The sequence below is a fragment of the Nocardia sp. BMG51109 genome (genome assembly GCF_000526215.1).
Classification (GTDB): Bacteria; Actinomycetota; Actinomycetes; order Mycobacteriales; family Mycobacteriaceae; genus Nocardia.
Window position 1 is genome coordinate 1,369,086 of record NZ_JAFQ01000004.1, and the last position, 23,439, is coordinate 1,392,524.

Sequence of the window (23,439 nt, forward strand, 5' to 3'; positions counted from 1 at the left end):
TTACAGTCACCCGGATTCCAACGCGATCCGTGGTGATCCGGCCGGGGTTGAACCACCGGGCCGCCGCGTCGGGCGGCGAGGGATTCCGGCACTGTGTGGAAGAGGGCACCTGTGTGGGAGGTAGCGCCGCCCAGTCGCCCACAGCGAGCAACCGTCCGCACCGGCCGGTCCGCCCCGGAACGAGAGGAAGACCGCATGATCCTCGACAGCGAGCCGTTACTGCACTCGCGCGCCCTGTATGTCGAGGGAAAGTGGGTGTCTCCGGTCGAGGGCGGTACTCGGGAGATCCTGAACCCGGCGGACGGCACGGCGATCGCGGTCGTGGCCGAGGCGGACCGGACGGACGTGGCGACCGCGATCGCCGCCGCGCGCACCGCGTTCGCCGCCGGCCACTGGCCCGCGACCCCGGTGACGGAGCGGGCCGAACTCCTCGTCCGCATCGCCGAACTGCTGGACACCCACCGCGACGAGATAGCCCGCATCGAAACGCTCGACACCGGAAAGACGTTGAGCGAGAGCCACACCGACATCGACGACGTCATCGCGGTGTTCCGCTACTACGCCCGCCTGGCCCCGACGGCCGCGGACCGGCTCGTCGACACCGGCAACCCGGAGGTGATCAGCCGCGTCGTGCACGAGCCGGTGGGCGTGTGCGCGCTCATCGCGCCGTGGAACTATCCGCTGCTACAGATGTCGTGGAAGATCGCGCCGGCGCTGGTGGCGGGGTGCACCATGGTGGCCAAGCCGAGCGAGGTCACGCCGCTGAGCACGATCGCTCTGGTCGAGCTGATCGACCGGGCCGGGGCGCCACCCGGGGTCGTGAATCTGGTGCAGGGCAGCGGCGGCGTCGTGGGTGCCGCACTCACCGACAACCCCGATGTCGACCTGATCTCCTTCACCGGCGGCGCGGCCACCGGAGCCACCATCGCCCGGACGGCCGCCGAACACATCACCCGCGTCGCCCTGGAACTCGGCGGCAAGAACCCGCACCTCGTCTTCGCCGACGCCGACCACGACACCGCCGTCGATGCCGTCCTGACCGGTGCCTTCCTGCACTCCGGCCAGGTGTGCTCGGCCGGGACCCGGCTGATCGTGGAGGAATCCATCGCCGACGATTTCGTCGCCGAACTCGCCCACCGGGCGGCCCGGATCCGGGTCGGCCCCGGCATGGATCCCGCGACCCGGACCGGCCCCCTGGTGTCCGAGGAGCATCGCGCCAAGGTGGAAGCTTATGTAGCACTGGGCATTTCGGAGGGAGCCACATTGATCACCGGCGGCAAACGCCCCGACGATCCGGCGCTCGAATCCGGAAGCTTCTATCTCCCGACCATTTTCGACCACTGCCGCAGCGACATGCGCATAGTCCAGGAGGAAACCTTCGGCCCCCTCCTCACCGTGGAACGATTCACCACCGAGGCAGAGGCCATCACCCTGGGCAACGACACCGACTACGGCCTCGCCGCCGGCGTCCGCACCACCGACCCGTCCCGCGGCGAACGCGTGGTCCGCGCCCTCCGCCACGGCACGGTCTGGCTCAACGACTTCGGCTACTACACCCCCGCCGCCGAATGGGGCGGCTACGGCCGCTCCGGCAACGGCCGCGAACTGGGCCCGGGCGGTTTGGCCGAATACCAAGAGACCAAACACATCTGGCACAACACGGCCCCGAAGGCAGGCGGCTGGTTCACCGACACCTGACCGCCGATTCCGCCGACCGGACACGGTCGCTCTCGCGTCGCCGGTACTTCAGCCCGCCGAGCGCCCCGAATCCGAAATAGATGACGGGTATCTGCACGAGAAATTCGACCACGAGCCCCCCAGATCATTGATCTCCCCCGGTCACGACCGGGCCGGGTCACGCGAGGTCACCGGGTTCTGTCGATCTTCGTCCAGCAGTTCGGCATCCAGCTCGGCATCGAATTCGTCTCGCGGCCGGGCCCGGTGCGCCGGATCGGCCAGCCAAGCAATCCAGTTGTGGCGGTAACACAGTCCGTCGGCATGGTGCGGCAAGGCGCAGCCCGGTCGCGTGCATGTCGGATCACCCATCGGATCCGGCGACGACGCCGCCGCGGTCACGCCGTCACCTCCGCGGTCCGGGCGACGGCTTCAAGGCACGCCGCGCCGGGGTCGAACTCGGTGATGCCGGTCTCGATGATGGCGCACAACCAGCCCATGAATCCGGCGTAGTCGACACCGTTGGCCACCCGCACGAGGCGACCGCGCCGGTCCCGGTACAGGCGGGCGTCGGCCTCGATCCGCACCCGGACATCGGTGAAGTCGACGAACGGGAGTCCCAGCGCCACCGACAGTGTGAGCGGGTCGTGCATCTTGCTGCTGGGTTTGCGGTCGAACCATCGCTCGAGGCAGATCGCGATCCATCGGGCCCATTCGGGCGCACCGGGTTGCGACACGATCCGGAACAGGTCGGATTCTCGCGTGACGGCCATTTCCTCGGCGTTCGTCCAATCCGACAGCACCAGCCGCGGCCCGTTCGCGGCGCGGACCGCCAGGCCGGCCGCGGCCGGGTCGAGCCGGAAATTGAACGTCGCCGCGCTCGGGTCGCGATACTCGTCGAGCCACCCGCCCTGAGCCAAGACGTCCAGCTGGTCGCTGCGATGCGGCTCGGCGGACAGCACATTCGCCAGGTTCGACAGCGGCCCCTGACCGACCCAGATCGCCCGCTCGGCCGCGCACGCCCGGGCGACGGCGCCGAGCACATCGGCCGGTTGTTCGGGCACATCCTCGATATAGTCGTCGCAGTTGAACCGGTGGGTGTCGCCGAGATCGCACCCGGCGACGACCGGAACATCGATGCGGCCCAGGGAATTCAGGAATCGGCGAAGGCCACGCGCACGGCGGCCGCCGGTCTCGTTGCTGGTGATCACCGTGAGCCGACGCACCAGCATGGCGGCGAGAGTGATCGCGAGGAGGTCGTCGGGATCCCAGAACGCATCGGTGTCGATGATCATCGACCGCGACAGGGTCACGCCGTCACTCCCGCCGGCCGGATGGCCTTGCGGCCGGCGGCGGTGGTCTGCCACATCCAGTCCCTGCTCTCGCCGCGTACTCCGCTGTCGCACAAGAGATCCCACCGTTCCAACACCCGCACAGTGCGGGTCACCGTCCGTATGTCCATCCCGGTCCTCGCCGATATCTGCTGACACGTCAGGCGCGCGCCTCGGTACCGAGGCGACGCAAGATCTTCTGCTGGTTGACGCCGTATCCGACATGCGGTGACAATGACTGATCTCCTCTTCGACTCATGTTGTGCGGTAATCTTTTTCGTTCATGCGCGGGCATTCACCCGATGTGTCCCCGGTGACGGTTGTCGCCCATCGCGCGAAACTCATTCGCGGGCAAGCTGTTTCGACATCGACGATGCACATCACCGCGTACAACCCGACCACGTCGAAGTGGTCCGGGGCGGGTGCGATCACGGCATCGACGTCGGCGGCGCGGATCTGGTCGACCAGCGGCATCAGGGTGTCGTCGGCCGGTTGCAGCAGGACGTACCCGAGCTGCCGTGCCAGCCGCCGCACCTGCGCGGCATCCCATTCCGGGCGGCGGGAGACGTCGGGGTCGATCCAGCACAATGCGGTAGGCCGGTACCGCATCACGACACCGCTGTGAGGTCGGTGTAGGTTTTCCGGGCGTCGTTGAACGCCTGTACGGCGGCGGTGATCTGCTCGGGTGGGCTGTGCGGGGACAGGCGGCGAATGTGGTTGCGGATTGCCGCGAGGCGGTCGATCGCCTCGGCGAGGTCGTCGCTGTCGTTCGCGGCGACCGCGATCCGGTCGGTCAGGGCTTCGCGCACGGTCGTCGTCAGATGGGGCAGGCCCACCGCGATCAGTGCCTCGCCGCCGGATTCGGCCTCGAGAGTCGTCATCGAGTGCGGGTTCATCCATCCCGGTAACGTCGCCAGCAGCCACGCGGCGCGCAGAATCGTCACGTGCGGGTGCTGTGTGGGTACCCGGCCGTCGAAGGCCGCCAGCACGTCATCGAGGGGCGGATACATCGCCATCACGCCGAGCCTTTCCGTGCGTTGCGGACGGTGGTGTCGCCGATGTAGTGCCACCGCGCCTGTTCCAGTTCCCGCGCCGCGTCCATCAGGGACCGGCTGTTGTCGTCGTCGTTGGCAACCTCGCGTTTCCACGCCCGCCACGCCGCCGCAAGCCGGCCAACAGCGTCGGCGTAACCGCGCCGCCGCGGCCCCGTCTCCCTGATCCGTTCAACGAGCTGCCGGTGCACCATGTCCCGGTAGTCACCGAAATCCAAGGCGCGCAACATATCCGGCATAGTCTCTCCGGCCGACGTGGTGATGGTGTCGAGTGTCAACCATTCGTCCAAAGTGGCGAGCAGCCACGCCGCGCGCAGGGTATCGATGTGCCGATGAGATTCGGGCACAACGCCTTTCATCGCATTCATGATCTCTTCGATACGCGGTATCCGGTCGGTCACCGCTTCCCCTTCCGGCTGACTGCCGCATAGGCGCACATCATTTCGATAACTCCCCTGGGCTCTCAGTAGCGGCTGCTGTCGCGCTTGAACTTCCCGCGCGCCTCGAGGTAGGTGAGCGCGGCCCGCTTGCGGGGACAGTCGGCGCTGTCGCAATTGATGTGCCGCTGCGTGACGTCGTGGGCCTCATCACTGCTGCGAATCGGCGCGGGATCGGTGTGATCGAGCCGGAACAGCAGGTCGTACACGCCCAACGTCGTCGACTCGTGCGGCGCATCGTCCTCGCGCAGCACCCGGCAGAAACACACCAGCGCCACCACGAACACCGCACCGAGCGCGACAACCGCGAACAGGCCGGGATACTCGGTCGTCCTGATCACGGCCAGACCACCCGCTTACCCCGCACCCATATTTCGGGTGGCTCGAGCGTGAGGACCGCCGACACCGCCGACACGGTGAATAGTCCCGGCCCGAGATGATCCGGTGACGGGGTGAGCACTGCGTCAGCGCCCCGTGTCGTGCACACCGTGACCAGTGCGGCGAATGGTGCCCGCCATGTGTGGGCGTCGCCGATCATCTCTCCGACGATCTCGAACCTTCGCTCAACACAGGCATGGTGAATCACCTGGTAGTGAAGTTCGGTGGCTGCGCCCGACACGTCGGTACGCAGGAACGACACGACCCGGAGCGGGCCCGCCTCCCGGGGCGTCGGGATCGGCATGTCGGCAGGCAGGGCAGGGGAGAACATCACTCGTAATCCCCCTGGGCCTCAGTGCAATACGCGACCGCAGCGAGATACGTCTGGCATACGCCGTGATCGGTGTGCGTCCGCAGCAACGCGACCGCATGGTCGTGGCTGCGGATCTTCGACTCCATACCGCACTCGGCGGTTTGTGTTGTCCCGCAAGACATTTCGTGTCGGACCTCGAGTGTATGGTGTGTTCGGTTTCAGGTTGCACCCGGATACCCGGTCCCGGCAAAGGCCGCAGTCGGGATAAAGACGCCCCGCGAGGAGGGGAACGGGGCTACCGGCTACCTGGGTGCTCATCTACCGTGGCCCGTGCCACAATGAATAAGAGACACAAACTGTGCCCCTATTGACCTCCCCATATCCTGGAGTGCGTCATGGTTCGCGATAGTGAATTTGGTCAACGACTTCAACGTCTGCGGCAACAGGCTGGTATGACTCGCCCAGTGCTGGGCGATCTAGCCGGGCGTTCCGCGAGCTGGGTCAAGGCGCTCGAGACAGGCCGTTTGCAGCAACCGCGCCTACCGATGTTGATCCGCCTCGCCGAGATCCTCGACTTGGAAGATCTGACGCAACTCACCGGTGACCAGCCGCTGGTGCGTTCCCTCTACGGGAAAACGTCACACCCCGCGCTACCGAAGATCAGCGAGGCTCTGGCGTCCTACCCGGCGTCGGCGAGCAGCGACGATCCGGACCTGTCATCGGAGGCAATCGCCGCCCGCACCCGTCAAGCATGGGCGCTGTGGCACGGGGCGGCATACCAGCGATCGGCAATCGCCACCCTGCTACCCGGACTGTTGCGCGACGCGCGGATCGCCGTCCGGCAGCTCGACGGCAATGAGCGTCGAGAGGCACTCGCGACGCTCGCCCAGGTCTACCACCTGACCCAGCTGTACTTGTCATTCCAACCGCCTGCGTCGCTGGTGCTGCTCTCCGGTGATCGGGCAATGACCGCTGCACAGGACGCCGACGATCCACACGCAATGGCCGCCGCAGCGTGGTACGTCAACCACGTCTATCGCGACGCCGGCGAGCAGCACGATGCCCGCGTAGAACTGGCGCTCGAAATATCCGAATTGCTGAAACCCGAGAAACAAGGCGACGATCTGGCACTATGGGGTCTGCTGCGACTGGCAATCGCCCTGTCCTACGCGAAGATTGGACGCGAAGGCGACGCACTTCGCTACTGGGACGAAGCCGACAAAGCCGCCAAGGCACTCGGCGACGACTATGTACATCCCTGGCTGATGTTCGGCCGTTCGATGGTGGATGCCTACATGATCACGATCCAGGCCGATCTCATGCACAGCGGGTACGCGATCAGGCAGGCAGCAAAAGTGGATCTCGGCAAGATGCCCTCGGCAACGCGCCGCAGTTTCCACACCGCCGAGACTGCTCGCGCACACTTCATGCGTGATGAATCGCTGGCTACCATTTCGCTCTTATCCAAGGCGCACAAGGAATCTCCCGATACCTTCGGGTTCTCCCTGTTCGCTCAATCAGCCGTCCCCGATCTTGTCGAGAACGGCGGCGCGACCGTCCGGCCGGATGCCGAACGACTCGCATCCATTCTGGGACTCAACGATTGAGTCGGAGGGCGGCTTCCGTGGGTATCGAAGCATGTTGCGGCGCAGCTTAATTCGAGCCGTGAGGCTGGGGGGCTTGAGGAGTGCAAATCACATCGGATTAGACCTCGACGCCAGCGACCTCCGCGGTGCCGTCGAAGAAGCCCAGCCGAACACCGTGTCGGCCCGCTGGTGCAGCAGGTCGACGGCATTGTTCAACTTGCTCGGGCTACGGCAGGCAGCGCTCGAGGTGTTGCTGAGATCGCCGAAGCCGCAGCGGCATTTCGGGAACTGGCAAACCTCGGTAGTCTGCCCGCACTCGCCGCAAGCACTAATGGGACTGATGAAGATGGATGAACGGACGCGCGATCATTGGTGGTGGCGCCCAGGCTGGCGCCCGGGCCGATCATTCTACACGTGGCACCTGACGTTCGCCGACAACTCCGCGGCTGCCGGTTTGGTCGAACAATTCGCGCCAACTCTGGCTGACATCCCGACCATGCAACCCGTCGCGCCCAACGGGTTGCACATCACCATTCAGGGCATTGGGTTCGCTGATGCAGTATCATCCAACGACCTTGAGCGAATTGCTGATACCGCATCCGAAATCCTCCAACATTCGCAACGGTTCGAAATCGTGCTTGGTCGGCCGGTCGCTGATAGAGAGACGATAGGATTGCCGGTAGTGAACCCTGGTCCACTCACGCGCGTGCGCAGCAACTTGCAATCGGCTATCGGCGCAGTCTGGGGGGACGATTGTATACCCGAACGCACCGATAGATTTACGCCGCATCTGACGTTAGCGTATTCCACCGGGGAGGCAATAATTGCAGATCTTCAGCGTGTGCTCGTGCGATCTGGCTTGGGAGATGCAGAGATAACGGAACCTGTCACCGAGATATCACTCATCGAACTCAATCGCGATAATCACCGGTACGAATGGAAAAACGTCGGCACGATGGAATTGGGTCGCTGACGGGGTCCGATTCGATCGCCGGACATGCGCGAGCTGGCCGAAGCGGTCAAACTCGAATACTGAAAGGGGAAACGGCGTGGACAGCGGAGACCACCAACAGCTGACGATAGACCTCGGTGTCCAACTGGAGGACCCAGAGGCCGCCTGGAAAGCGTGGTTCAAGCCGGTCCGGCGAGCCGCACAAACCGGGAAGTTCCTGCGGCGAATCACCTCGGACGAACTACTCATCGAATACTTCATGGGGGGCCTTCCTTACCTGCAAGCATCGCCGAGGGAAGCGGAGATCGGCGACGTCATCGCCGGACTGTTCCCCGACATGGCGACCGCGATGCGGCCGGAAAACCGCTCTCTGGCAGACGAATTCGTGTGCTTCCTGGCCGAAGCGTTCGAGGTGAGCACCGGAGCCACGCTCTACGACGATCGGCCCACCGACCCGGCACGCAGCTTCTACCCCGCCATCAACCCGGCCCTTCGGTACCCGTTCACCCCGAGAACCGTCACACTCTGGACGCTCGCGGATCTAGCTATCGGCGAAGGCTGGGCAGCTGTCGGCGCGCTCCTCTACGACGACCACCGTCAATACGAAGAATGGAGCGAAACCGACGCATGATCGTGACCGCACGTGTCCGAGAACGAGGAGAGACGACGCCGACAACAGCAGCGTGAACGCGAAGAGATTCGGCGGCAGCAAGACAAGGATCAACAGCGTGGCCGAGACGCCAACACAAAAGGCGAGTATTTCCATCTCGGCATGGCGCATATACGAGGCGAAACGCGCGAAAGCGGTTGGGTGCGTGAACATTCCGAACGTGTGCAAGATGGCAAACGGCGGGTCTTGGATCAGGCCCGGGTGCACAACGACCGCGAACGGGCATTCCGCGAATACAAGAGCGGCAGAGTCGAAGGCCGCGAACCGCTAAACCAGCTACGCGGCGACCGGCACCTACTGGAGACCGGGCGCTACCACTCCGGGGTATGGGTAACCGTACGCGGCGAGTCGATGTCACGAGAAGTACGCGACGGGCTTGCGAAGATGGTCCGCGACTTCCCGGGCCGTTTCCAGCACCTCGAGGTGTCCAGGCGGCAACAGCAACGAGCGATCGAACTCGGCGAACGGCTGGCCCGTGGCGGTCAGCTCGAACTGCTGTCCCCCGAACGGTTGCGGGCGCTACAACTGGCCAGAGAGAAGGCCGAACGCTTCCGGACCATGATGCGCGCACGCGACGGAATGGTGCGTGGCAGGGCCGAGGTCGCGCAGCGAGCGAACCAGCGTGCCCGCGAAGACACCGCGCGAGCCGAGCGGGCCCGCGCTGAACAGGAAGTCAAGCAGAAGGCCGACCGGGAACGGGCCGCACGCGAGGCGGCCGACGCCGCGGCGGCGCGGCGACGCGAGGCAGTGGAGAAGACCGCCGAGCTGGGCCGGCAGGCACGGGCGGCGGCCGCGGCCGGCCAGGTGGTCAGAATGACCCAGCGGGACGCCGCCGATCTGTTGGCGGTCAGCAAGCCGTTACCCGGCGAGGACGTGCGCCGGCCGGACCGGGCCCCGCGGCTGTCGCGGACAGCCTACGAGCGCGTGCGCGAACTCGAGCGCGGCGAACGGGGAGAGCGCGAAGTCCGATGAAATTCGGAGTACACCGGCCGGGGTATCGCCCGTCGACTACATGACGAATTGCTCGGCGGACGCCCCGAGCGCCGGGCGACATTGCTCGTGGCGCCAACCAACACACGCGCCTGTTCGACATATCTACGATGGGGTTGGCGCAAGGTCGGTTGGCTACGCCCCGATTGGCCCGACGCGCCCCAATTCGATGTGCTGATCCACGATTTGCGTGAGTAATGTTGCGACACAGTTGAATTCGAACGAGAGGCTGAGGGCATGGGGAGTGCAGAGCTGGATCCGGGCTGGTTCGATGCGAAGGCTCAGGATGACCCCGCGTGGCTGCGCTGGCGAAACCCGGACCGTATCGCGGCCCAGATCGACCTACTGTTCACCGAGACGTTCGCCACCGTCCCGGTCGGAGAGGTCGGGTGGTGGGTGGCGCAGGGGTACAGCCGGGCGCCGATCAACGGCGATGCCGATGCCTACGCCGATATCATCCCGCCGATGCCCGGCGCCGACCGCTACAGCGACGCCATGTTGCACTGGATCGAGGGCGTGTTCGACTGGTTTTTCCCGGACGAGACCAGCATGTACGACCCCGGCAACGCCGAGTTGGTCGACCGGTTCGCGTGCTGGATCGGTGAGACGTTCGTGCGCCGCGCCGGTGGAGTCTGGTTCAACGGCGGCTATGACAGCCCGATATCGGGGCTCTTCGGAGGAACGTTCGCGCCGAAGGTGGGATACCACTACGACGCCCCCGCCGACGACATCAGCGATCGGCTGTTCCTGTCGGTCGAAGACGAGGACGTCCCCGACTTCTCCCGTGTCACGGACGAGATCTATTCCCGCGCAATTGATTACGCGGAAGCCTATGACCTGCCGCATGAGGGGCGCGAGCTGAGGAACATCGCGCGTAGCACCGAGGGGTGACGGGGGCTGAGGGGGGATGCCCGACGACGAGGAGGAGCGCCGCCGCAAGGCGCGTGATAGCGGCCGTCGGCACAACGAGCGTGGTCGGCATTTTCATTTGGGTATGGCCCATCTGCTTGGCGAAACCCTCGAGAAGGGCTGGCGATACGAACAGGTCATCAAGACCGACTTTGGCGACCGTATCCACGACACCGCCCGTGCCGACGAGCGCGGCCGGGAGTTCAGCGAATACAAGTCCGGGCGCGTAGGCCCGAAGGCGATGCGCCAGGCGGCCAAGGACCGCAACATCCTCGAACGTGACCCGAACGCCCGCGGGACGTGGGTAGTAGTGCAAGGCGCCCAGGTCGACCGGGAAGTACGCGAAGAGCTGGCGGGGATGGTGCGCGACTTCGGCGATCGGTTCCGAGTGCTGGAGGTCGGTCGTGAGGAAGCCAAGCGGGCGCGGGAACTCGGCAGGGTCCTGGAGGAACGCAGCCGCGGCGTCCAGAGAGATCTACACGATGTCCCGGAGCTGGTGAGGCGGCAGCGGCAGCGGGAACGCGCCCAGCGGATCCGAGCCAAGGCCCGCACGCAGGAGATGGCACAGCGCGCTATCGAACGGGCAGGACGCGACCGCGAAGCACAACAACGAGCCGACCGGGGGAAAGAACTCGAGCCGACCGGTCAGTGGCAGGAACGGGAGCCAGCCGCGCGGGAGGCGGACGACGCCGCCGGGGCGGCGCGGCGGCGTGCAGTGGAGCGGACAGCCGAGCTGGGACGGCAGGCACGGGAGGCGGCCGCGGCCGGCCAGGTGGTCAGGATGACCCAGCGGGACGCCGCCGATCTGCTGGCGGTCAGCAAGCCGTTACCCGGCGAGGACGTGCGCCGGCAGGACCGGGCCCCGCGGCTGTCGCGGACAGCCTACGAGCGCGTGCGCGAACTCGAGCGCGACGAACGGGGAGAGCGCGAAGTCCGATGAAATTCGGAGTACACCGGCCAGGGTATCGCCCGTCGACTACATGACGAATTGCTCGGCGGACGCCCCGAGCGCCGGGCGACATTGCTCGTGGCGCCAACCAACACACGCGCCTATTCGACATATCTACGATGGGATTGGCGCAAGGTCGGTTGGCTACGCCCCGATTGGCCCGACGCGCCCCAATTCGATGTGCTGATCCACGATTTGCGTGAGTGATGTTGCGACGCAGTTGAATTCGAACGACAGGCTGAGGGCATGGGGAGTGTAGATCGGGTCGGAGTCGGGGCCATCGCATGACGGCCGCGCCAGTGCCGCTGGACGACGGCGAGATTGAGTCGGGAGAGGGGTGGCTTCCGTGGATATCGAAGCATATTGCGGCGCAGCTGAATTCGAGCAGAGAGGCTGGAGGCATGGGGAGTGCAGATCAGATCGGATTAGACCTCGGCGACGTCAACCTCCGTGGTGCCGTCGAAGAAGCCCGGCCGATTCTGCAATCGCTGCACGAGGTGCACTCGGCTCGCACTCTGAAGGAGCTGCGGCCGATCCGTGATGCCGCCGAACAATGGCCCGCCGATCGAGACTTGTGCGAAGAGTTCGATGCCCTGGAACAGAAAGCTCTCACCGTATGACCCCCGAGTTCACTCACTACAACGCAGCCCAAGCCAGGGCCCTTCGCGGCGTCGTCGAGGATGTCTTTCGGCGTGCGTACGTCGACGCGATCGCGTCCGGTGACCTGTTCGAATCGCCCGCCGAGTTCATGAAGCGGTTCGACGCATACACCCATCCCCGCTCGGCCGGCTTCGAACTGGTCGTCGCCCGCATCGACGGCAAGCCCGAAGGCCAGGCATGGGGGTGGCCACTGTCGCCGACGGCCGGATGGTGGACCAACCTGCGACTCGACGAGGGCGAAGGCGACCGCGCCGAATTCACCACCGAGAACGGTACCCGCACATTCGCACTCAGCGAGATCATGGTGTCCGAGGAACACACGGGACAGGGCCTAGCTCACGCGCTGTACGACGAACTGTTGCGCGGCCGGACCGAACAGCGCGTAACCCTGCTCGTCGAGCCCGATAACACCCGTGCCTACACCGCCTACCGGAAGTGGGGGTTTCGGCGCGTGGGGAGCCTTCGCCCGTCCTGGCCCGGGGCACCGACGCTCGACGTCCTCGTCCACAATCTCGAGTGAACCACTCAGCTACTCCCGACCACCCCGTCTAGTTCCGTTTTCGGATGATAACAACATCTGGATGTTGATGACATCTGAAGCATCGGGAGGCATCCTAGACCGACGGGAAAGGGCTCGGCCGCTGATGACGCAGCGAACCGAGCCCCTGACCGGTCAAACTGCAGCGGTCGTGTTCTACCTGAGAACGTCCCCGATCGCATGCAGCACCCGGACCGCCAGCTCGAGGACCTTGTTGAGAACCGAGCTGGCGGTCTCGGCATCTCCGCAATACGAAGAGCGCAACCGCGTCGCCAAGTCAACAAGGGTCACCGAAGTCCGCAGCCAGGCCAAACGCTCCTTCCACGGGCTGACGGCATCCCGGCTGGAGGACCGGGACTCATTCGGAGGTTCAGCGTCGCCCACTATGGGCCACCTTCTTTCGCAACTCGCTGGTGCCCGCCGCGGTTGCGGCGGCCGCAACAGCCCCACCGCAACGGGAGCTGCTCCAACCGCCGCAATCACGACAAGCAGTCCTCGGCTTTCCCCCTCCACGGGGAAGACCGAACGAGTCACGGAATGTGTTGTAGCGAAGGACGAACCCCGCACTTCCGAACTGACGGCGAGTTTACTGCCAACCCCGTCTCGGACGTCCAGTACCACTCGACAGCAGCATTGCCAATTAGCGCGGGAAGCCTTGCACCACCGGCACACTCCACACCACCCTCACCGGCCACCCGGAAACCGTGTCCGCAGTGGCGTGCACGGTCGTCGACGGCCGCCCGGTGGCGGTCACCGCCAGCCGGGACCGCACGGTGCGGGTGTGGGACCTTACAACCGGTACAGCAATCACCTGCCCCTGCTGCCCCGCAGGGGCACATGCGTTGTCCATCGGTCCGAATACCGACGTTGTAGCGGCGGTTTCCAGCGACATCGTCGTGCTGGCGCCATCTGGGTAACCACGTCGACATCGAAAACACCCCCCGCCGCCGAATGGGGCGGCTACGGCCGCTCCGGCAACGGCCGCGAACTGGGCCCGGGCGGTTTGGCCGAATACCAAGAGACCAAACACATCTGGCACAACACCGTCCCGAAGGCAGGCGGCTGGCTCACCGACACCTGAATACCGGTTCTACCAGCAGGAACCTATCGCTTTCACCTCGCCTACGCCTCAGCACGATGAACATGCGCATGACATGCGCATGTAGACTGAGATCATGACTGTCGCCATTCAGATCAAAGACGTACCCGAGGAGGTGCGGGACGCGATTGCCGCGCGAGCCGCCGCCCGGGGCCAGTCGACCCAGGTCTATCTCCGCGAACTATTAGAACGAGAGTTCCGCGCCGAACGCAACAAACATCTCCTGGAAAGCCTGGTCGGGCGCCGGAGCCTGGCCATGAGCGCCGACGATATCGTCGAGGAAATCCGCGGCGGACGCGAGGACGACGAGTGATCGTTGTCGACGCGAACGTCATGGTCTTGGCGCTGTCCAGTCCATCGGCACAAGGCGATTCTGCGCGTGCGGCAATGCTCGCCGACGACGACTGGTGCGCTCCGGCCCACATGCCCCTCGAGGTCCTGCGTACTCTGCGCAAGGCGGTCCTCGGCAACCGTCTCACCGCCAAGGATGGCGACGCAGCGTTCGGAGCTCTCACCGCCATGCAGATCGAATACACCGGCACAGATATTGCTCTGCTGCAAGCGGTTTGGGCTATGCGTCACAACGTCTCGGTCTACGACGCCGCTTATGTGGCCGTTGCGGCCATCCACGACGCCCCGCTCGTCACCTTCGACGCCCGTCTTGCCAAAGCAGCCGAACAGGCGGTGCCCAACGTCCGTATCGCCCTGCTCTGACCCGGAGGTCAGCCGCAGCCGACAGATCTCGTTGCGGAGCTGCGCAATTCGTGTCGGTTCACGTGACACCGACCGCCTCCAACACAGGCGGATCAGCCAAGCCACCCTCCAAGTGCGCGGCGTGCCCCACCCCCAGCAGTACTCGGCGGCGGGATCCCAGATGGGCAGCCAATGCCGCGACTGCGCTGTGCCGCTGGGCAGGTGAGTGTTCGCCGACGGTGAGGACGATGCGGTCGGTCGGGACGGCGAGAGGTGTGGGCTCGAAGGCGCCGAACATGGCGAACTCGCCCGCGATCTTTTCCAGAGAGGCATTGGTGCACAACGGGTTCCATGCCGGTCCGTACAGCGCTCGGCCGAATCCCTCGACACCGCCGGAGGCAAGCCCGGCGGCGACATGGTCGAGCAGGCCGGGAGCCAGTGAACCGGCGGCAGGTTCGTGCAGCAGAGCGCCGGTGAGCGGCACGCCCCGGGCGGCGAGTTCCAGTCCGAGGGTCGCGCCGCCGCTGACCCCGATCACGAACGCATCGACGCACAGCGGTGCGAGGAAGGCGATCTCGGTGTCCATATCGCCGGACTGCGGGCGGTCCGGCGCGAGGACCTCCAGCGTGTCCGGCAGTGCGGCCACCGTGGCGTCCCACACCCTCGAATCCGTTGCGGCGCCGTGGATCAGGACGACACGGGTCATGCGCCGAGGACGGCGAGCAGCTCGTCGGAGGTCGCCACCGCGCCGAAGATGCCGCCCTGCATGGTCACCATGCTCAGAGCGGCCTCGTGGTGCCGGAGTTCGGTCGCACCGGTGCAGTCGGACAGCACCAGGCATTCGTAGCCGCGGTCGTTGGCCTCGCGCATCGTGGTGTGGACGCAGACGTCGGTGGTGATGCCGGTGAGGATCAGGTGCGTGATGCCCCGGGTGCGCAGCAGCAGGTCCAGGTCGGTCGCGTAGAACGCGCCCTTGCCCGGCTTATCGATCACCGGTTCGTCCGGCAGCGGCGCCACCTCCGGCACGATCTCCCAGCCCGGTTCGCCACGCACCAGGATGCGCCCGCACGGGCCGGCGCTGCCGATCTCGGCGCCGACCCGGGCCGAACGCCAGCGCTTGTTGGCGGGCAGGTCGGCGAGGTCGGGCCGGTGCCCCTCCCGGGTGTGGATCACGGTGAGCCCGCGGGCCCGCGCGGCGGCGAGCACGCGCGCCGTCGGCCCCAGACCGGCGCGGGTCAGCGAGAGGTCGTAGCCCATCTGGTCGACGTACCCGCCGGGCCCGCAGAAGTCGGTCTGCCAGTCGATGAGCAGCAGCGCGGTGCGGGCGGGATCGACGGCGCCGTCGAACGGCCAGGCATAGGGCCGCGCGTCCACGGTCGGGAGGGTCATACCGGAATCTCCTTGTCGCTGGCGATGATTGCGCGCTCCCGAGAGGTGAGAGCGCAGGCGGCGGTGAAGATGATCGAGGCGGCGACGAGGCCGACCACGGCGTCGGACAACTGCGGCGCGAACGCGTGGGTGAGCAGCGCCGCGGCGGACCCGCCCAGCCAGCCCGCGAACGGCTGCCACCGCACCGCACCGGCCCGGCCGTTCGATCCGAGACCGAACCGGGGCAGCACCAATTGGTCGAGGATGACCACCGCGCCGATCGGCGGCACGATCACCCCGAGCAGGTTGAGCCACTGCTCGAACCAGGACCAGATCCCGGCCACGGCGAGGATCACCCCGACCGTGCCCAGCACGACGGTCAGCCGCCGCATCCGCCCGCTGGTCAGCTGGCTCCAGCCGACCGCCCCGTTGTAGAGGCAGTGCGTGCACACCGAGCCGAGATTGACGAACACGAACAGCACGGCCAACGGGACCAGCAGTCCGCCGTGATCGATGAGCAGGCCGAGGAAGTCCCCGCCGTCGGCGCCCGGATCCTTCGCCCCGCCGAGCGCGACGACGAATCCGCCGATCACCAGCGCGATCATCTGGCCGACCGGAAACGCCGAGAACGCCGCGAGGAAACCCGCCCGCCCGGTGCGCGACCACCGGGTGAAATCCGCCGTCATCGTCCCGGAGTCGACGAACGACGCGATGACCAGCGTGACCGCGGCGCCGAAACTCAGTGCGCCACTGCCCTGATAGGAGGTGGGCGACGCGGGCGCGTCGGCGGCGGCCAGGCCGACCGCGACCAGCCCGAGCACCACGTAGAACGGCGCCGCGATCATGCCGATCACCGACAGCGCGCGAATCCCGAGCAGCGTGACCGCGACGAAGGCGATCCCGGTGAGCAGCGTGGTGAGCCGCTCGTTCCAGCCCATGCTGTCGTGCAGGATGGACCCGGCCATCCCGGTCTGGAAGGCGAACCAGCCGATCACGATGGTCGCGAGGAATCCGGACGGTATCCGGGCGGCGCGGCGGCCGAACGTCTCGGCGGCGGTGAGCGCGAAATTCTTGCCGGTGCGCCCGGCCAGATAGCTCAGCGCGCCGACGTAGCCCATCAGGATCAGGCTGCCGGTCGCGATCGCCAGCATGCCGAGGCCGAAGCCGAGCGAATGCACGATCAGGCCGCCGAAAATGGCGCAGGTCAACACCATCGGGAAGCCGAACCACACGGCCGACACCGACAGCAGCCCGCGCCGGTGCTCGGGCGGGACCGGGACGTCCTCGAATTCCTCGATGCCCGTGGCGCGGGCCTCGGTCGCGGTCATCGCCGCACCTCCGGTAGTTCGTAGATGACGGTGACGCTGCCGCCGCCGGGCCGGCCCTGATGTTCGGCGCCGCCGGAGACGTAGACGGCGCCGTCGCCCTTGAGGGCGGCGAGCAGGCCGCCGACGGCGGCACGGGCGTGCCGGGTGGCGTTGACATCGGAATCGGTGAGCATGGTGTGCCGGTGACCGCGCACCGCGCCCGACGGATCGGCCTCGGCCTTCGCGAAGATCTGCCGCACGGTGCCGCCCCGGCGCTCGACCTCGTCGAGAAGCGTTGTGACAGCGGCGATATCGATCGCGTCGGCCATCTCGCCGTGCAGCGCCCGCAGCGGATTGGCGGCGGCGGTGCTCTCGGCGACGACGAGGACGTGGCAGTCGTCGAGTTCGGCCCCGGCACTCGCCGAGGCCCGCGCCGAGGACACCTCGGCCGCACCGGACAGCGCCGCCGTCGCGGTGTCGGCGGCGCATTCGCCCAGCGCCACAGCGATTCCGAGCGCACTGGCGGCCCGGGACCGGCTCATGGATTCGTACGTGTCCTCGGTGACCGGCTCCCGACCGGCCGCGCGCACGGCGGCGATCTTGTCGGAGGTCAGCAGCGGGCATTTCACGAGGACGAGGTGGACATCGCCGGCGACCACGCCGAGTTCGGCGACGAGCTTGCCGACCGTATCGGTCACGGCCGTGATCTGCGCGAGCCGCCCGATCTCCGCCGGGTCCAGCACCCGGGTGCGGCCCGCCGCCGCGACCAGCCCCCGGTCGAATCCCGGATGACGGGTCTCGTCGCGCACCAGCAGATTGACGTGCGGGCTGAGCACACCCTCGGTGCCCCCGGAGAAGACGGTGACCGCGGACTCGGGCAGCCGGGGCTCCCAGGCCGCGGCGGCCAGGGTGCGACTGAAGTCGTTGACGCAGCCGTTGCCCTCGGTCTTGCCGATGACGCCGACCACATCGCCGGCGCGCAGTCCGGCGTCGTCGAGAACGGCCAGCCCGCGCAGGTCGGCGGGATCGGTCGTCGGCACGGTGAGCAGGGTTATCGGGGTCATGCGGATGCGCTCCTCCGGGACGTCGAGCCGACATGGTTGAAGATGAGGTTGAGCAGGAAGGCGACGATGACCGTGCTGGTGGCGGCGCTGCCGAAGATGATCTTGGCGGCCGACGGCAGCTCGGCGTAGACGTCGGGCGCGACGATCGGGATCATGCCGATCCCCACCGCGGGCGACACGATCAGCAGGTTGTTGCCGACGGAGAAATCCACCTGCGAGAGAGTGGCGATGCCGACGCCGGCGACGCTGGCGAACATGACGAGGCTGACCGCCCCGATCACCACCGTGGGCAGGCTCGCCACCACCTCGCCCATCTTCGGCACCAGCCCGAGCACGACCAGGATCCCGCCGGCCACCCCGACGACGCGGCGGCTGGTGATGCCGGTCATCCGCACCAGGCTGACGTTCTGCGCGAAGATCGTGTCCGGGAACGAGGTCAGGAATCCGGCCAGCAGGGCGGACACACCGTCGGCGGCCAGCCCGCGGGCCAGCCGCCGCGGACCGACCCGCTGCCCGGTGGTCTCCGAAACCGCCAGCATGTAGGCCGTGGACTCGGTGTAGATCACCAGCATGACCAGGCACATCGAGATGATTCCGGCGATCGGGAAGCTCGGCGCGCCGAACAGGAACAGCCGGGGCAGCCCGAACCAGTCGGCCCCGCCGACGCCGGCGAAATCGGTCATCGACAGCAGCGCCGCCACGCCGGTGCCCAGCAGCAGCGCGATCAGGACCGCCGACTGCCCGAGGAACCCCCGCCCGAACCGCATCAGCACCAGGATCAGCAGGATCACGCCCGCGGCCAGGGCCAGCCGCGACCCGCCCGCCGGTTGGTCGCCGAAGATCATCGTGACCGACTTGCCGATCAGCGACAGGCCGATCATCGTCACGACCGCACCGCGCACGACCGGCGGGAAGAACCGGACCAGCCGGGAGAACGGCACCGCGACGAGCACGCCGAAGATCCCGGCCGCGATCATCGTGCCGTACACGGCCGACAGCCCGTACTCCTGGCCGATCAGGATCATCGGGGTGACCGAGGTGAACGACGCCCCGACCACCACGGGCATCCGCGCGCCGAGCAGCCGCCCGAGCCCCGCGGCCTGCAGGATCGTGATCGCACCGGCGAGCAGGAGGTCGGCGTTCACCAGCACGGCGACGGTCGAGGTGGAGAGGCCGAGGGCCTCACCGAAGACCAGCGGCACGGTGACGCATCCGGCGTACATCACCAGCACGTGTTGCAGGCCGAACAGGGCGGTGCGCCACGCCGACAGGCGCTGCGGCGGCGTTTCGGTGCCGAGGGTGTCGGCGGACATGCGGGCCTCCAGCGGGAAGTACTAACTCACTGAAGTTTGTATACGAAATTAGTTTCAGGCTCGTTTCCGCGCGTTCAAAGCACGTTACTTCTTGCGGTAGTGGCAAATCTTGTATACGAACTAGGCCCGAATCGTGGCCACCAGCGCCTCATCCTTCGCGATGTGCTCGCCCATCAGATAGCCCGCCTGGATCGGCGACCCGCCCAGGATCGCCTGCGCGATCGCGGCGTGCTCGCTCCAGGAGGCGTCGGTGCGGATCTCGATCTGCTGGTCGAACACCCAGGACACCCGGTGCAGGATCTGCCCGAGCATGACCTGCAGCTGGTGATTGCCGGACGCGCGGGCGACCAGGGTGTGGAAGCGGACGATCAGCGACGACAGCTCGTCGGGCTCCCGCGTGCTGCGGCCCAGCTCGACGACCTCCCGGAGTTCGTCGGCGACGTCTCCCCCGCCGCGTTCGGCGGCCAGCTGCGCCGCCAGCACCTCCAGGCCCCGCCGGATCTGCACCAGCTCCAGCGCCGCCGCTCCTGCGGTGTCCGAGACCGTCGCGCCCCGATAGCGCACGAGAGTGACGAACCCCTCACTGTGCAACTGCGACAACGCTTCCCGGATCGGCACCCGCGAAACCTCGAATCGCCGCGCCAGATCCGCCTCGCGCAGGCGATCGCCGGGCACCAGCCGCCCGGCGAGGATGTCCTCGCGCACGGCGTGCGCGATCGCTTCCCGCGGTGCGGATTCGGTGTTCTCCTCGGCGGCGGTCACGTCGAGAGCGTAACCGCCGCCGCGTGGCCCGCTCGGTGCAGCGGGTGCGGCACGTTCCTCGTCGCCCGGCACGCGTCCGGCCGGGCGCCGTTCCCCGCACCGGGGCGTCACTCTGCCAGGGCAGCGGCGGTCAGCCGCGCACGCGTTGCTCGAGTACTCGCGCGAGCAGGTTCAGCGCCGACACCACCCGCTCCCGGTCGGCGCCCAGGCCCTTCAGGACGTCGGCCTCGACCGCCAGCTGGCGGGGAAACATGGCGTCGACCACCTCCCGACCTGCGTCGGTCGCCGTCACCAGGGCGGCCCGGCGGTCCGCCGGACTCGGGCGGCGCTCGATGTAGCCGCGGCTCTCCAGTTTGGCCAGCGTCTTGCTGACCGCGGCCCGGGAGCAGTTGGCGCTCTCGGCGATCCGGCGGGCGATCACCGGACCCTCCGCGTACCGGAGTTTCAGCAGCACATCGAGTTCCGGGGCGGTGACGGGGGCAGCGTCGTACAGCGGTTCGAGCGCCGTGGCCAGCAGCGCCTCGATGTGCTTGAGCGGCCCCACCACCGCCATCGGGGACGTGTCCAGGTCCGGCCGGGCCGCCATCCATTGCGCGCGGAGGTCGAAGGACGAGTGGGGAGCCATATCACCTCGAATTGTTAGCAACGCATATTGTTAGCCAGTGAACTAATTGTTACCGTTCTTCCGATGGTAACCAGATCGCAGAACTCCGGAACGACCGGTTCGGCACCGCCCGCGCTCGGCGCGCCCCGGCACAAGACCGCGCTCATCGCGCTGCTCGGCGCGCTGACCGCCGTGGCGCCGCTCGCGATCGACATGTACGTGCCCGGATTCCCCGAGATGGGCCGCACCCTCGGCGCGAGCGATTCGGCGATCCAGCTCTCGATGACCGCGTTCCTGGCCGGGCTGGTCATCGGCCAGCTCCTGATCGGCCCGCTCAGCGACAGCGTGGGCCGCCGCCGCCCGATCATCGTCGGGACCGCGCTGTTCGCCGTGTTCTCGCTGGCGTGCGCCGTAGCACCGAATATCGCGGTACTCAACGTCACCCGGTTCCTGGAGGGCGTCGCGGGCGCCGCCGGAATGGTGCTGGCGCGGGCCGTGCTCACCGACCGGTTCCACGGCCCGGACCTGCCGCGCTACTTCTCGATGCTGACCATGGTGCTCGGGGTCGCGCCGGTCGCGGCGCCCGTGATCGGCGGCGCGATCCTGTCGGTCGGCAGCTGGCGCATCGTCTTCGTGGCGCTGGCCGTCTTCGGCGCGCTGCTGTTCGTCGCGGTGCTGCCCGGTGTGACCGAGACGCTGCCGCCGGAGCAGCGCCATTCCGGCGGCGTCGGCGGCACCTTCCGCACCATGGGAAAACTGGTGCGCCACCGGGCTTTTCTCGGTTGCGTGCTGACACTGGGCGGCGGCGCGGCCGCGCTGTTCACCTACATCTCGGGCTCCAGCTTCGTGTTCCAGGAGGTGTACGGCACCTCCGCGACCCTCTACAGCCTGGTGTTCGCCTCGAACGCCGTCGGAATCATGCTCGCCGGAGCCGTTTTCGGCGCGCTGTCGCGGCGCTGCTCGGTGGGAACCCTGCTGAGCGCGTCGATCGCCATCGCGGCCGCGGCCGTCGTCGTCCACGTGTTGCTGCTCGCCACCGTCGGCGGCAGCCTGGCCGCCACGTGGATCTGCCTGTTCTGCACCGCTTTCGGCATCGGCGGGATCATGCCGGGCAGCATGAGCCTCGGCCAGATGCTCGGCCGCCCCGCCACCGGTGCGGCGTCGGCGCTCCTGGGCGGCGGCCAGTTCCTGTTCGGCGCGGTGGCCGCACCGCTGGTCGGCGCCTTCGGCACCGGCAGCGCCATGCCGATGGCGGTCATCATGCTGGTGGCCCTGATCTGCGCCGGGCTCAGCCTGATCTTCCTCGTGCGCCCGCGCCACCTCGACACCGGCGCGAACCACGCCTGACACGGATCGCCGCACCCGGCCGCGCCACGCCGATCGCGTCACCCGGGCGCCGCGCGCTTCCGTCTTCCCGCTGCCGTCCGGCCGAAGGTCCGCCACCGCGCGGCGCCCTCGAGTCGATGCGTAACGGCAACTGCCGCACCAGGTCCCGCGTCGACGCCGACCCGGGTCCGCCATTCGGGTACCGGCACGATCGGATCCGCCGGGTCGGCCTCGAACCGGTTGCTCGGCCGCGTCAGGCAGCGGTGTAGCGCGCCACGTACTCGTCCACCTCGGCCAGGTATCCCGCCAGCCGCGCGGAGGTGATCCACGAGGCGCGGAACGAGTTCCGGGCCAGTTCGGCGAGCCGGTCGATCTCCAGGCCGGCGTGCTCGGCCAGGGCCAGGTAGTTGTCGGCGACGTATCCGCCGAAGTAGGCGGGGTCGTCGCTGTTCACGGTGACGGTGAGGCCGCGCTGGAGCAGGCCGGTGATCTCGGCCGACTTCATCTGCGTGGTCACGAAGGAATTGGAGACCGGGCAGCAGGTCAGGGCGATGCCCTTCGACGCGGCGAGTTCGACCAGGCGCTCGTCCTCGACGATATTGGTGCCGTGGTCGAGGCGGTCGACGCCGATGTCCTCGAGCGCCTGGCGGATGTGCTCGATGGAGTCCTGCTGATCGATATCGCAGTGCATGGTCAGCTGGAAACCCTCCTGGCGGGCGCGGGCGAACACGTCGGCGAACTTGCTCGGCGGATGGCCCCGTTCGTCGGAGTCCAGCCCGACGCCGATGATCCAGTCCCGGTACGGCAGCGCCTCCATCAGCGTCGCCATCGCGAACTCGGCGGAGTAGTCGCGCAGGAAACACAGGATGAGTTCGGCCGAGATGCCCACCTCGCGGCGGGCCCGCACGATCGCGGACCGATAGCCGCCGATCACGGTGTCGAAGGGAACGCCGCGGCCGGTGTGCGCCTGCGGATCGAAGAACATCTCGACGTGCCGCACGCCCTGGGCATGCGCGCGCAGCAGGTACTCGTAGGCCAGTTCGTGGAAGTCCTGCGGCTGCCGCAGGACCCGCATGGCCGGGTAGTAGACCTGCAGGAACGACGTCAGATCGTGGAAGTCGTAGGTCCGCACGACCTCCTCCACCGTGCGTTCCGGCAACTCGACGCCGTTGCGCCGGGCCAGCCGGAACTTCAGCTCCGGTTCCAGGGTGCCCTCCAGATGCAGGTGCAGCTCCGCCTTGGGCAGCCCGCGCACGAACTCGGCGAGATCAGTCATACGCCCATCATCGCCCACCCCCTCCGCACCGCCCGCGACCGGGACGACGGTCGACTTCGAAGCCGGCGAGCAGTTCGCCCGGTCACGCGCGTCAATGCCCGAGAACACTTGGTGCAGAACAAGATTGGACTCACCGGCAAATGAGCCGAGAACCGTTGTCCGGCATGGCTTTCTGCTGATCGCGGCGG

Annotated in this window: 28 protein-coding genes and 2 pseudogenes; 14 read left to right on the forward strand and 16 right to left on the reverse strand. The window is 67.3% G+C overall.

Annotation, left to right across the window (positions count from 1 at the left end):
• The first annotated feature begins 195 nt into the window (after positions 1–195).
• Positions 196–1,698: an aldehyde dehydrogenase family protein gene (locus D892_RS0107370; protein ID WP_024800628.1), complete on the forward strand. Its 1,503-nt coding sequence runs from the start codon at positions 196–198 to the stop codon at positions 1,696–1,698.
• Positions 1,699–1,839: 141 nt separating this feature from the next.
• Here D892_RS0107370 and D892_RS0107380 read toward each other — a convergent pair whose 3' ends face one another.
• From D892_RS0107380 to D892_RS0107415, 8 genes are all read right to left on the reverse strand, one after another.
• Positions 1,840–2,076, reverse strand: a complete 237-nt coding sequence (locus D892_RS0107380) for a hypothetical protein (RefSeq protein ID WP_024800629.1) — start codon at positions 2,074–2,076, stop codon at positions 1,840–1,842.
• Complete coding sequence (locus D892_RS0107385) at positions 2,073–2,987, reverse strand: nucleoside hydrolase (RefSeq protein WP_024800630.1); 915 nt, start codon at positions 2,985–2,987, stop codon at positions 2,073–2,075. Before D892_RS0107385 ends, D892_RS0107380 begins: the two co-directional genes overlap by 4 nt.
• Positions 2,984–3,136, reverse strand: a complete 153-nt coding sequence (locus D892_RS47640) for a hypothetical protein (protein WP_198036856.1) — start codon at positions 3,134–3,136, stop codon at positions 2,984–2,986. Before D892_RS47640 ends, D892_RS0107385 begins: the two co-directional genes overlap by 4 nt.
• A 124-nt stretch (positions 3,137–3,260) precedes the next feature.
• On the reverse strand, positions 3,261–3,614 hold the full coding sequence (locus D892_RS0107395; RefSeq protein ID WP_024800631.1) for a hypothetical protein: 354 nt from the start codon (positions 3,612–3,614) through the stop codon (positions 3,261–3,263).
• Positions 3,614–4,021, reverse strand: a complete 408-nt coding sequence (locus D892_RS0107400; RefSeq protein ID WP_024800632.1) for a glycosyltransferase — start codon at positions 4,019–4,021, stop codon at positions 3,614–3,616. Before D892_RS0107400 ends, D892_RS0107395 begins: the two co-directional genes overlap by 1 nt.
• Positions 4,021–4,458, reverse strand: a complete 438-nt coding sequence (locus tag D892_RS0107405) for a hypothetical protein (RefSeq protein WP_024800633.1) — start codon at positions 4,456–4,458, stop codon at positions 4,021–4,023. Before D892_RS0107405 ends, D892_RS0107400 begins: the two co-directional genes overlap by 1 nt.
• A 62-nt stretch (positions 4,459–4,520) precedes the next feature.
• On the reverse strand, positions 4,521–4,835 hold the full coding sequence (locus D892_RS0107410; RefSeq protein WP_024800634.1) for a hypothetical protein: 315 nt from the start codon (positions 4,833–4,835) through the stop codon (positions 4,521–4,523).
• Positions 4,832–5,206 carry a hypothetical protein gene (locus D892_RS0107415; protein WP_156959422.1) on the reverse strand — a complete coding sequence of 125 codons (375 nt, stop codon included), beginning with the start codon at positions 5,204–5,206 and terminating at the stop codon, positions 4,832–4,834. The genes D892_RS0107410 and D892_RS0107415 overlap by 4 nt, the downstream gene beginning before the upstream one ends.
• A 374-nt stretch (positions 5,207–5,580) precedes the next feature.
• On the opposite strand from D892_RS0107415, the gene D892_RS0107425 reads away from it, so the two are divergent.
• The 12 genes and pseudogenes from D892_RS0107425 (at position 5,581) to D892_RS0107475 (ending at position 14,252) form a co-directional block, all read left to right on the forward strand.
• Positions 5,581–6,792 carry a helix-turn-helix transcriptional regulator gene (locus D892_RS0107425; protein WP_024800636.1) on the forward strand — a complete coding sequence of 404 codons (1,212 nt, stop codon included), beginning with the start codon at positions 5,581–5,583 and terminating at the stop codon, positions 6,790–6,792.
• Between the two features lie 73 nt (positions 6,793–6,865).
• Positions 6,866–7,744: a 2'-5' RNA ligase family protein gene (locus D892_RS44930; protein WP_198036857.1), complete on the forward strand. Its 879-nt coding sequence runs from the start codon at positions 6,866–6,868 to the stop codon at positions 7,742–7,744.
• 76 nt (positions 7,745–7,820) lie between these two features.
• Positions 7,821–8,354 carry a hypothetical protein gene (locus tag D892_RS0107430; RefSeq protein ID WP_024800637.1) on the forward strand — a complete coding sequence of 178 codons (534 nt, stop codon included), beginning with the start codon at positions 7,821–7,823 and terminating at the stop codon, positions 8,352–8,354.
• 12 nt (positions 8,355–8,366) lie between these two features.
• Positions 8,367–9,365, forward strand: a complete 999-nt coding sequence (locus D892_RS0107435; RefSeq protein WP_156959423.1) for a hypothetical protein — start codon at positions 8,367–8,369, stop codon at positions 9,363–9,365.
• 255 nt (positions 9,366–9,620) lie between these two features.
• On the forward strand, positions 9,621–10,274 hold the full coding sequence (locus D892_RS0107440; RefSeq protein ID WP_024800639.1) for a hypothetical protein: 654 nt from the start codon (positions 9,621–9,623) through the stop codon (positions 10,272–10,274).
• 16 nt (positions 10,275–10,290) lie between these two features.
• Positions 10,291–11,232 carry a hypothetical protein gene (locus D892_RS0107445; protein ID WP_156959424.1) on the forward strand — a complete coding sequence of 314 codons (942 nt, stop codon included), beginning with the start codon at positions 10,291–10,293 and terminating at the stop codon, positions 11,230–11,232.
• 293 nt (positions 11,233–11,525) lie between these two features.
• Complete coding sequence (locus tag D892_RS46470; RefSeq protein WP_156959425.1) at positions 11,526–11,861, forward strand: hypothetical protein; 336 nt, start codon at positions 11,526–11,528, stop codon at positions 11,859–11,861.
• Positions 11,858–12,421, forward strand: coding sequence for a GNAT family N-acetyltransferase (locus D892_RS0107455; protein WP_024800641.1), 564 nt, complete (start codon positions 11,858–11,860; stop codon positions 12,419–12,421). The genes D892_RS46470 and D892_RS0107455 overlap by 4 nt, the downstream gene beginning before the upstream one ends.
• Before the next feature lie 698 nt (positions 12,422–13,119).
• A pseudogene (locus tag D892_RS49545) lies at positions 13,120–13,356 on the forward strand (hypothetical protein); the annotation flags it as partial.
• Positions 13,326–13,520: pseudogene (locus tag D892_RS49550) on the forward strand (aldehyde dehydrogenase family protein); the annotation flags it as partial. The pseudogenes D892_RS49545 and D892_RS49550, both read left to right, overlap by 31 nt.
• Before the next feature lie 94 nt (positions 13,521–13,614).
• Positions 13,615–13,851 carry a hypothetical protein gene (locus D892_RS0107470; RefSeq protein ID WP_024800642.1) on the forward strand — a complete coding sequence of 79 codons (237 nt, stop codon included), beginning with the start codon at positions 13,615–13,617 and terminating at the stop codon, positions 13,849–13,851.
• Positions 13,848–14,252: a type II toxin-antitoxin system VapC family toxin gene (locus D892_RS0107475; RefSeq protein WP_024800643.1), complete on the forward strand. Its 405-nt coding sequence runs from the start codon at positions 13,848–13,850 to the stop codon at positions 14,250–14,252. Before D892_RS0107470 ends, D892_RS0107475 begins: the two co-directional genes overlap by 4 nt.
• A gap of 58 nt (positions 14,253–14,310) precedes the next feature.
• Here the strand turns inward: D892_RS0107475 and D892_RS0107480 are convergent, their stop codons facing one another.
• The 7 genes from D892_RS0107480 to D892_RS0107510 all read right to left on the reverse strand — a co-directional run bounded on the left by D892_RS0107480 (position 14,311) and on the right by D892_RS0107510 (position 20,670).
• Positions 14,311–14,937 (reverse strand): alpha/beta fold hydrolase, encoded by a 627-nt coding sequence (locus D892_RS0107480; RefSeq protein ID WP_024800644.1) that lies wholly within the window; start codon positions 14,935–14,937, stop codon positions 14,311–14,313.
• A complete protein-coding gene (locus D892_RS0107485; RefSeq protein ID WP_024800645.1) occupies positions 14,934–15,620 on the reverse strand; it encodes a cysteine hydrolase family protein in 687 nt (228 codons plus the stop codon). The genes D892_RS0107480 and D892_RS0107485 overlap by 4 nt, the downstream gene beginning before the upstream one ends.
• Positions 15,617–16,927 carry a cytosine permease gene (locus D892_RS0107490; protein ID WP_024800646.1) on the reverse strand — a complete coding sequence of 437 codons (1,311 nt, stop codon included), beginning with the start codon at positions 16,925–16,927 and terminating at the stop codon, positions 15,617–15,619. Before D892_RS0107490 ends, D892_RS0107485 begins: the two co-directional genes overlap by 4 nt.
• The gene (locus tag D892_RS0107495; protein WP_024800647.1) at positions 16,924–17,970 is read right to left on the reverse strand and encodes a ring-opening amidohydrolase; all 1,047 of its coding nucleotides are present in this window, start codon (positions 17,968–17,970) and stop codon (positions 16,924–16,926) included. Before D892_RS0107495 ends, D892_RS0107490 begins: the two co-directional genes overlap by 4 nt.
• On the reverse strand, positions 17,967–19,283 hold the full coding sequence (locus D892_RS0107500) for a nucleobase:cation symporter-2 family protein (protein ID WP_024800648.1): 1,317 nt from the start codon (positions 19,281–19,283) through the stop codon (positions 17,967–17,969). The genes D892_RS0107495 and D892_RS0107500 overlap by 4 nt, the downstream gene beginning before the upstream one ends.
• Before the next feature lie 120 nt (positions 19,284–19,403).
• Positions 19,404–20,045: a GntR family transcriptional regulator gene (locus D892_RS0107505; RefSeq protein ID WP_024800649.1), complete on the reverse strand. Its 642-nt coding sequence runs from the start codon at positions 20,043–20,045 to the stop codon at positions 19,404–19,406.
• A 130-nt stretch (positions 20,046–20,175) separates the two neighbouring features.
• Positions 20,176–20,670, reverse strand: a complete 495-nt coding sequence (locus D892_RS0107510) for a MarR family winged helix-turn-helix transcriptional regulator (protein WP_024800650.1) — start codon at positions 20,668–20,670, stop codon at positions 20,176–20,178.
• A 63-nt stretch (positions 20,671–20,733) separates the two neighbouring features.
• Here D892_RS0107510 and D892_RS0107515 point away from each other — a divergent pair, with 63 nt between their 5' ends.
• The gene (locus tag D892_RS0107515; protein WP_024800651.1) at positions 20,734–21,996 is read left to right on the forward strand and encodes a multidrug effflux MFS transporter; all 1,263 of its coding nucleotides are present in this window, start codon (positions 20,734–20,736) and stop codon (positions 21,994–21,996) included.
• A gap of 232 nt (positions 21,997–22,228) precedes the next feature.
• Here D892_RS0107515 and D892_RS0107520 read toward each other — a convergent pair whose 3' ends face one another.
• Positions 22,229–23,251: an adenosine deaminase gene (locus tag D892_RS0107520; RefSeq protein ID WP_024800652.1), complete on the reverse strand. Its 1,023-nt coding sequence runs from the start codon at positions 23,249–23,251 to the stop codon at positions 22,229–22,231.
• Positions 23,252–23,439 lie beyond the last annotated feature (188 nt).

What these genes read in the sequence shown, in the direction of transcription:
- D892_RS0107470 (WP_024800642.1), top strand. Translation starts at nt 13,615, where the DNA reads ATGACTGTCGCCATTCAGATCAAAGACGTACCCGAGGAGGTGCGGGAC.
- D892_RS0107400 (WP_024800632.1), bottom strand. Translation starts at nt 4,021, where the DNA reads ATGGCGATGTATCCGCCCCTCGATGACGTGCTGGCGGCCTTCGACGGC.
- D892_RS0107490 (WP_024800646.1), bottom strand. Translation starts at nt 16,927, where the DNA reads ATGACCGCGACCGAGGCCCGCGCCACGGGCATCGAGGAATTCGAGGAC.
- D892_RS0107510 (WP_024800650.1), bottom strand. Translation starts at nt 20,670, where the DNA reads ATGGCTCCCCACTCGTCCTTCGACCTCCGCGCGCAATGGATGGCGGCC.
- D892_RS0107515 (WP_024800651.1), top strand. Translation starts at nt 20,734, where the DNA reads ATGGTAACCAGATCGCAGAACTCCGGAACGACCGGTTCGGCACCGCCC.
- D892_RS0107370 (WP_024800628.1), top strand. Translation starts at nt 196, where the DNA reads ATGATCCTCGACAGCGAGCCGTTACTGCACTCGCGCGCCCTGTATGTC.
- D892_RS0107395 (WP_024800631.1), bottom strand. Translation starts at nt 3,614, where the DNA reads ATGCGGTACCGGCCTACCGCATTGTGCTGGATCGACCCCGACGTCTCC.
- D892_RS0107445 (WP_156959424.1), top strand. Translation starts at nt 10,291, where the DNA reads ATGCCCGACGACGAGGAGGAGCGCCGCCGCAAGGCGCGTGATAGCGGC.
- D892_RS0107495 (WP_024800647.1), bottom strand. Translation starts at nt 17,970, where the DNA reads ATGACCCCGATAACCCTGCTCACCGTGCCGACGACCGATCCCGCCGAC.
- D892_RS0107455 (WP_024800641.1), top strand. Translation starts at nt 11,858, where the DNA reads ATGACCCCCGAGTTCACTCACTACAACGCAGCCCAAGCCAGGGCCCTT.
- D892_RS0107500 (WP_024800648.1), bottom strand. Translation starts at nt 19,283, where the DNA reads ATGTCCGCCGACACCCTCGGCACCGAAACGCCGCCGCAGCGCCTGTCG.
- D892_RS47640 (WP_198036856.1), bottom strand. Translation starts at nt 3,136, where the DNA reads ATGGACATACGGACGGTGACCCGCACTGTGCGGGTGTTGGAACGGTGG.
- D892_RS0107480 (WP_024800644.1), bottom strand. Translation starts at nt 14,937, where the DNA reads ATGACCCGTGTCGTCCTGATCCACGGCGCCGCAACGGATTCGAGGGTG.
- D892_RS0107425 (WP_024800636.1), top strand. Translation starts at nt 5,581, where the DNA reads ATGGTTCGCGATAGTGAATTTGGTCAACGACTTCAACGTCTGCGGCAA.
- D892_RS0107520 (WP_024800652.1), bottom strand. Translation starts at nt 23,251, where the DNA reads ATGACTGATCTCGCCGAGTTCGTGCGCGGGCTGCCCAAGGCGGAGCTG.
- D892_RS0107440 (WP_024800639.1), top strand. Translation starts at nt 9,621, where the DNA reads ATGGGGAGTGCAGAGCTGGATCCGGGCTGGTTCGATGCGAAGGCTCAG.
- D892_RS0107485 (WP_024800645.1), bottom strand. Translation starts at nt 15,620, where the DNA reads ATGACCCTCCCGACCGTGGACGCGCGGCCCTATGCCTGGCCGTTCGAC.
- D892_RS46470 (WP_156959425.1), top strand. Translation starts at nt 11,526, where the DNA reads ATGACGGCCGCGCCAGTGCCGCTGGACGACGGCGAGATTGAGTCGGGA.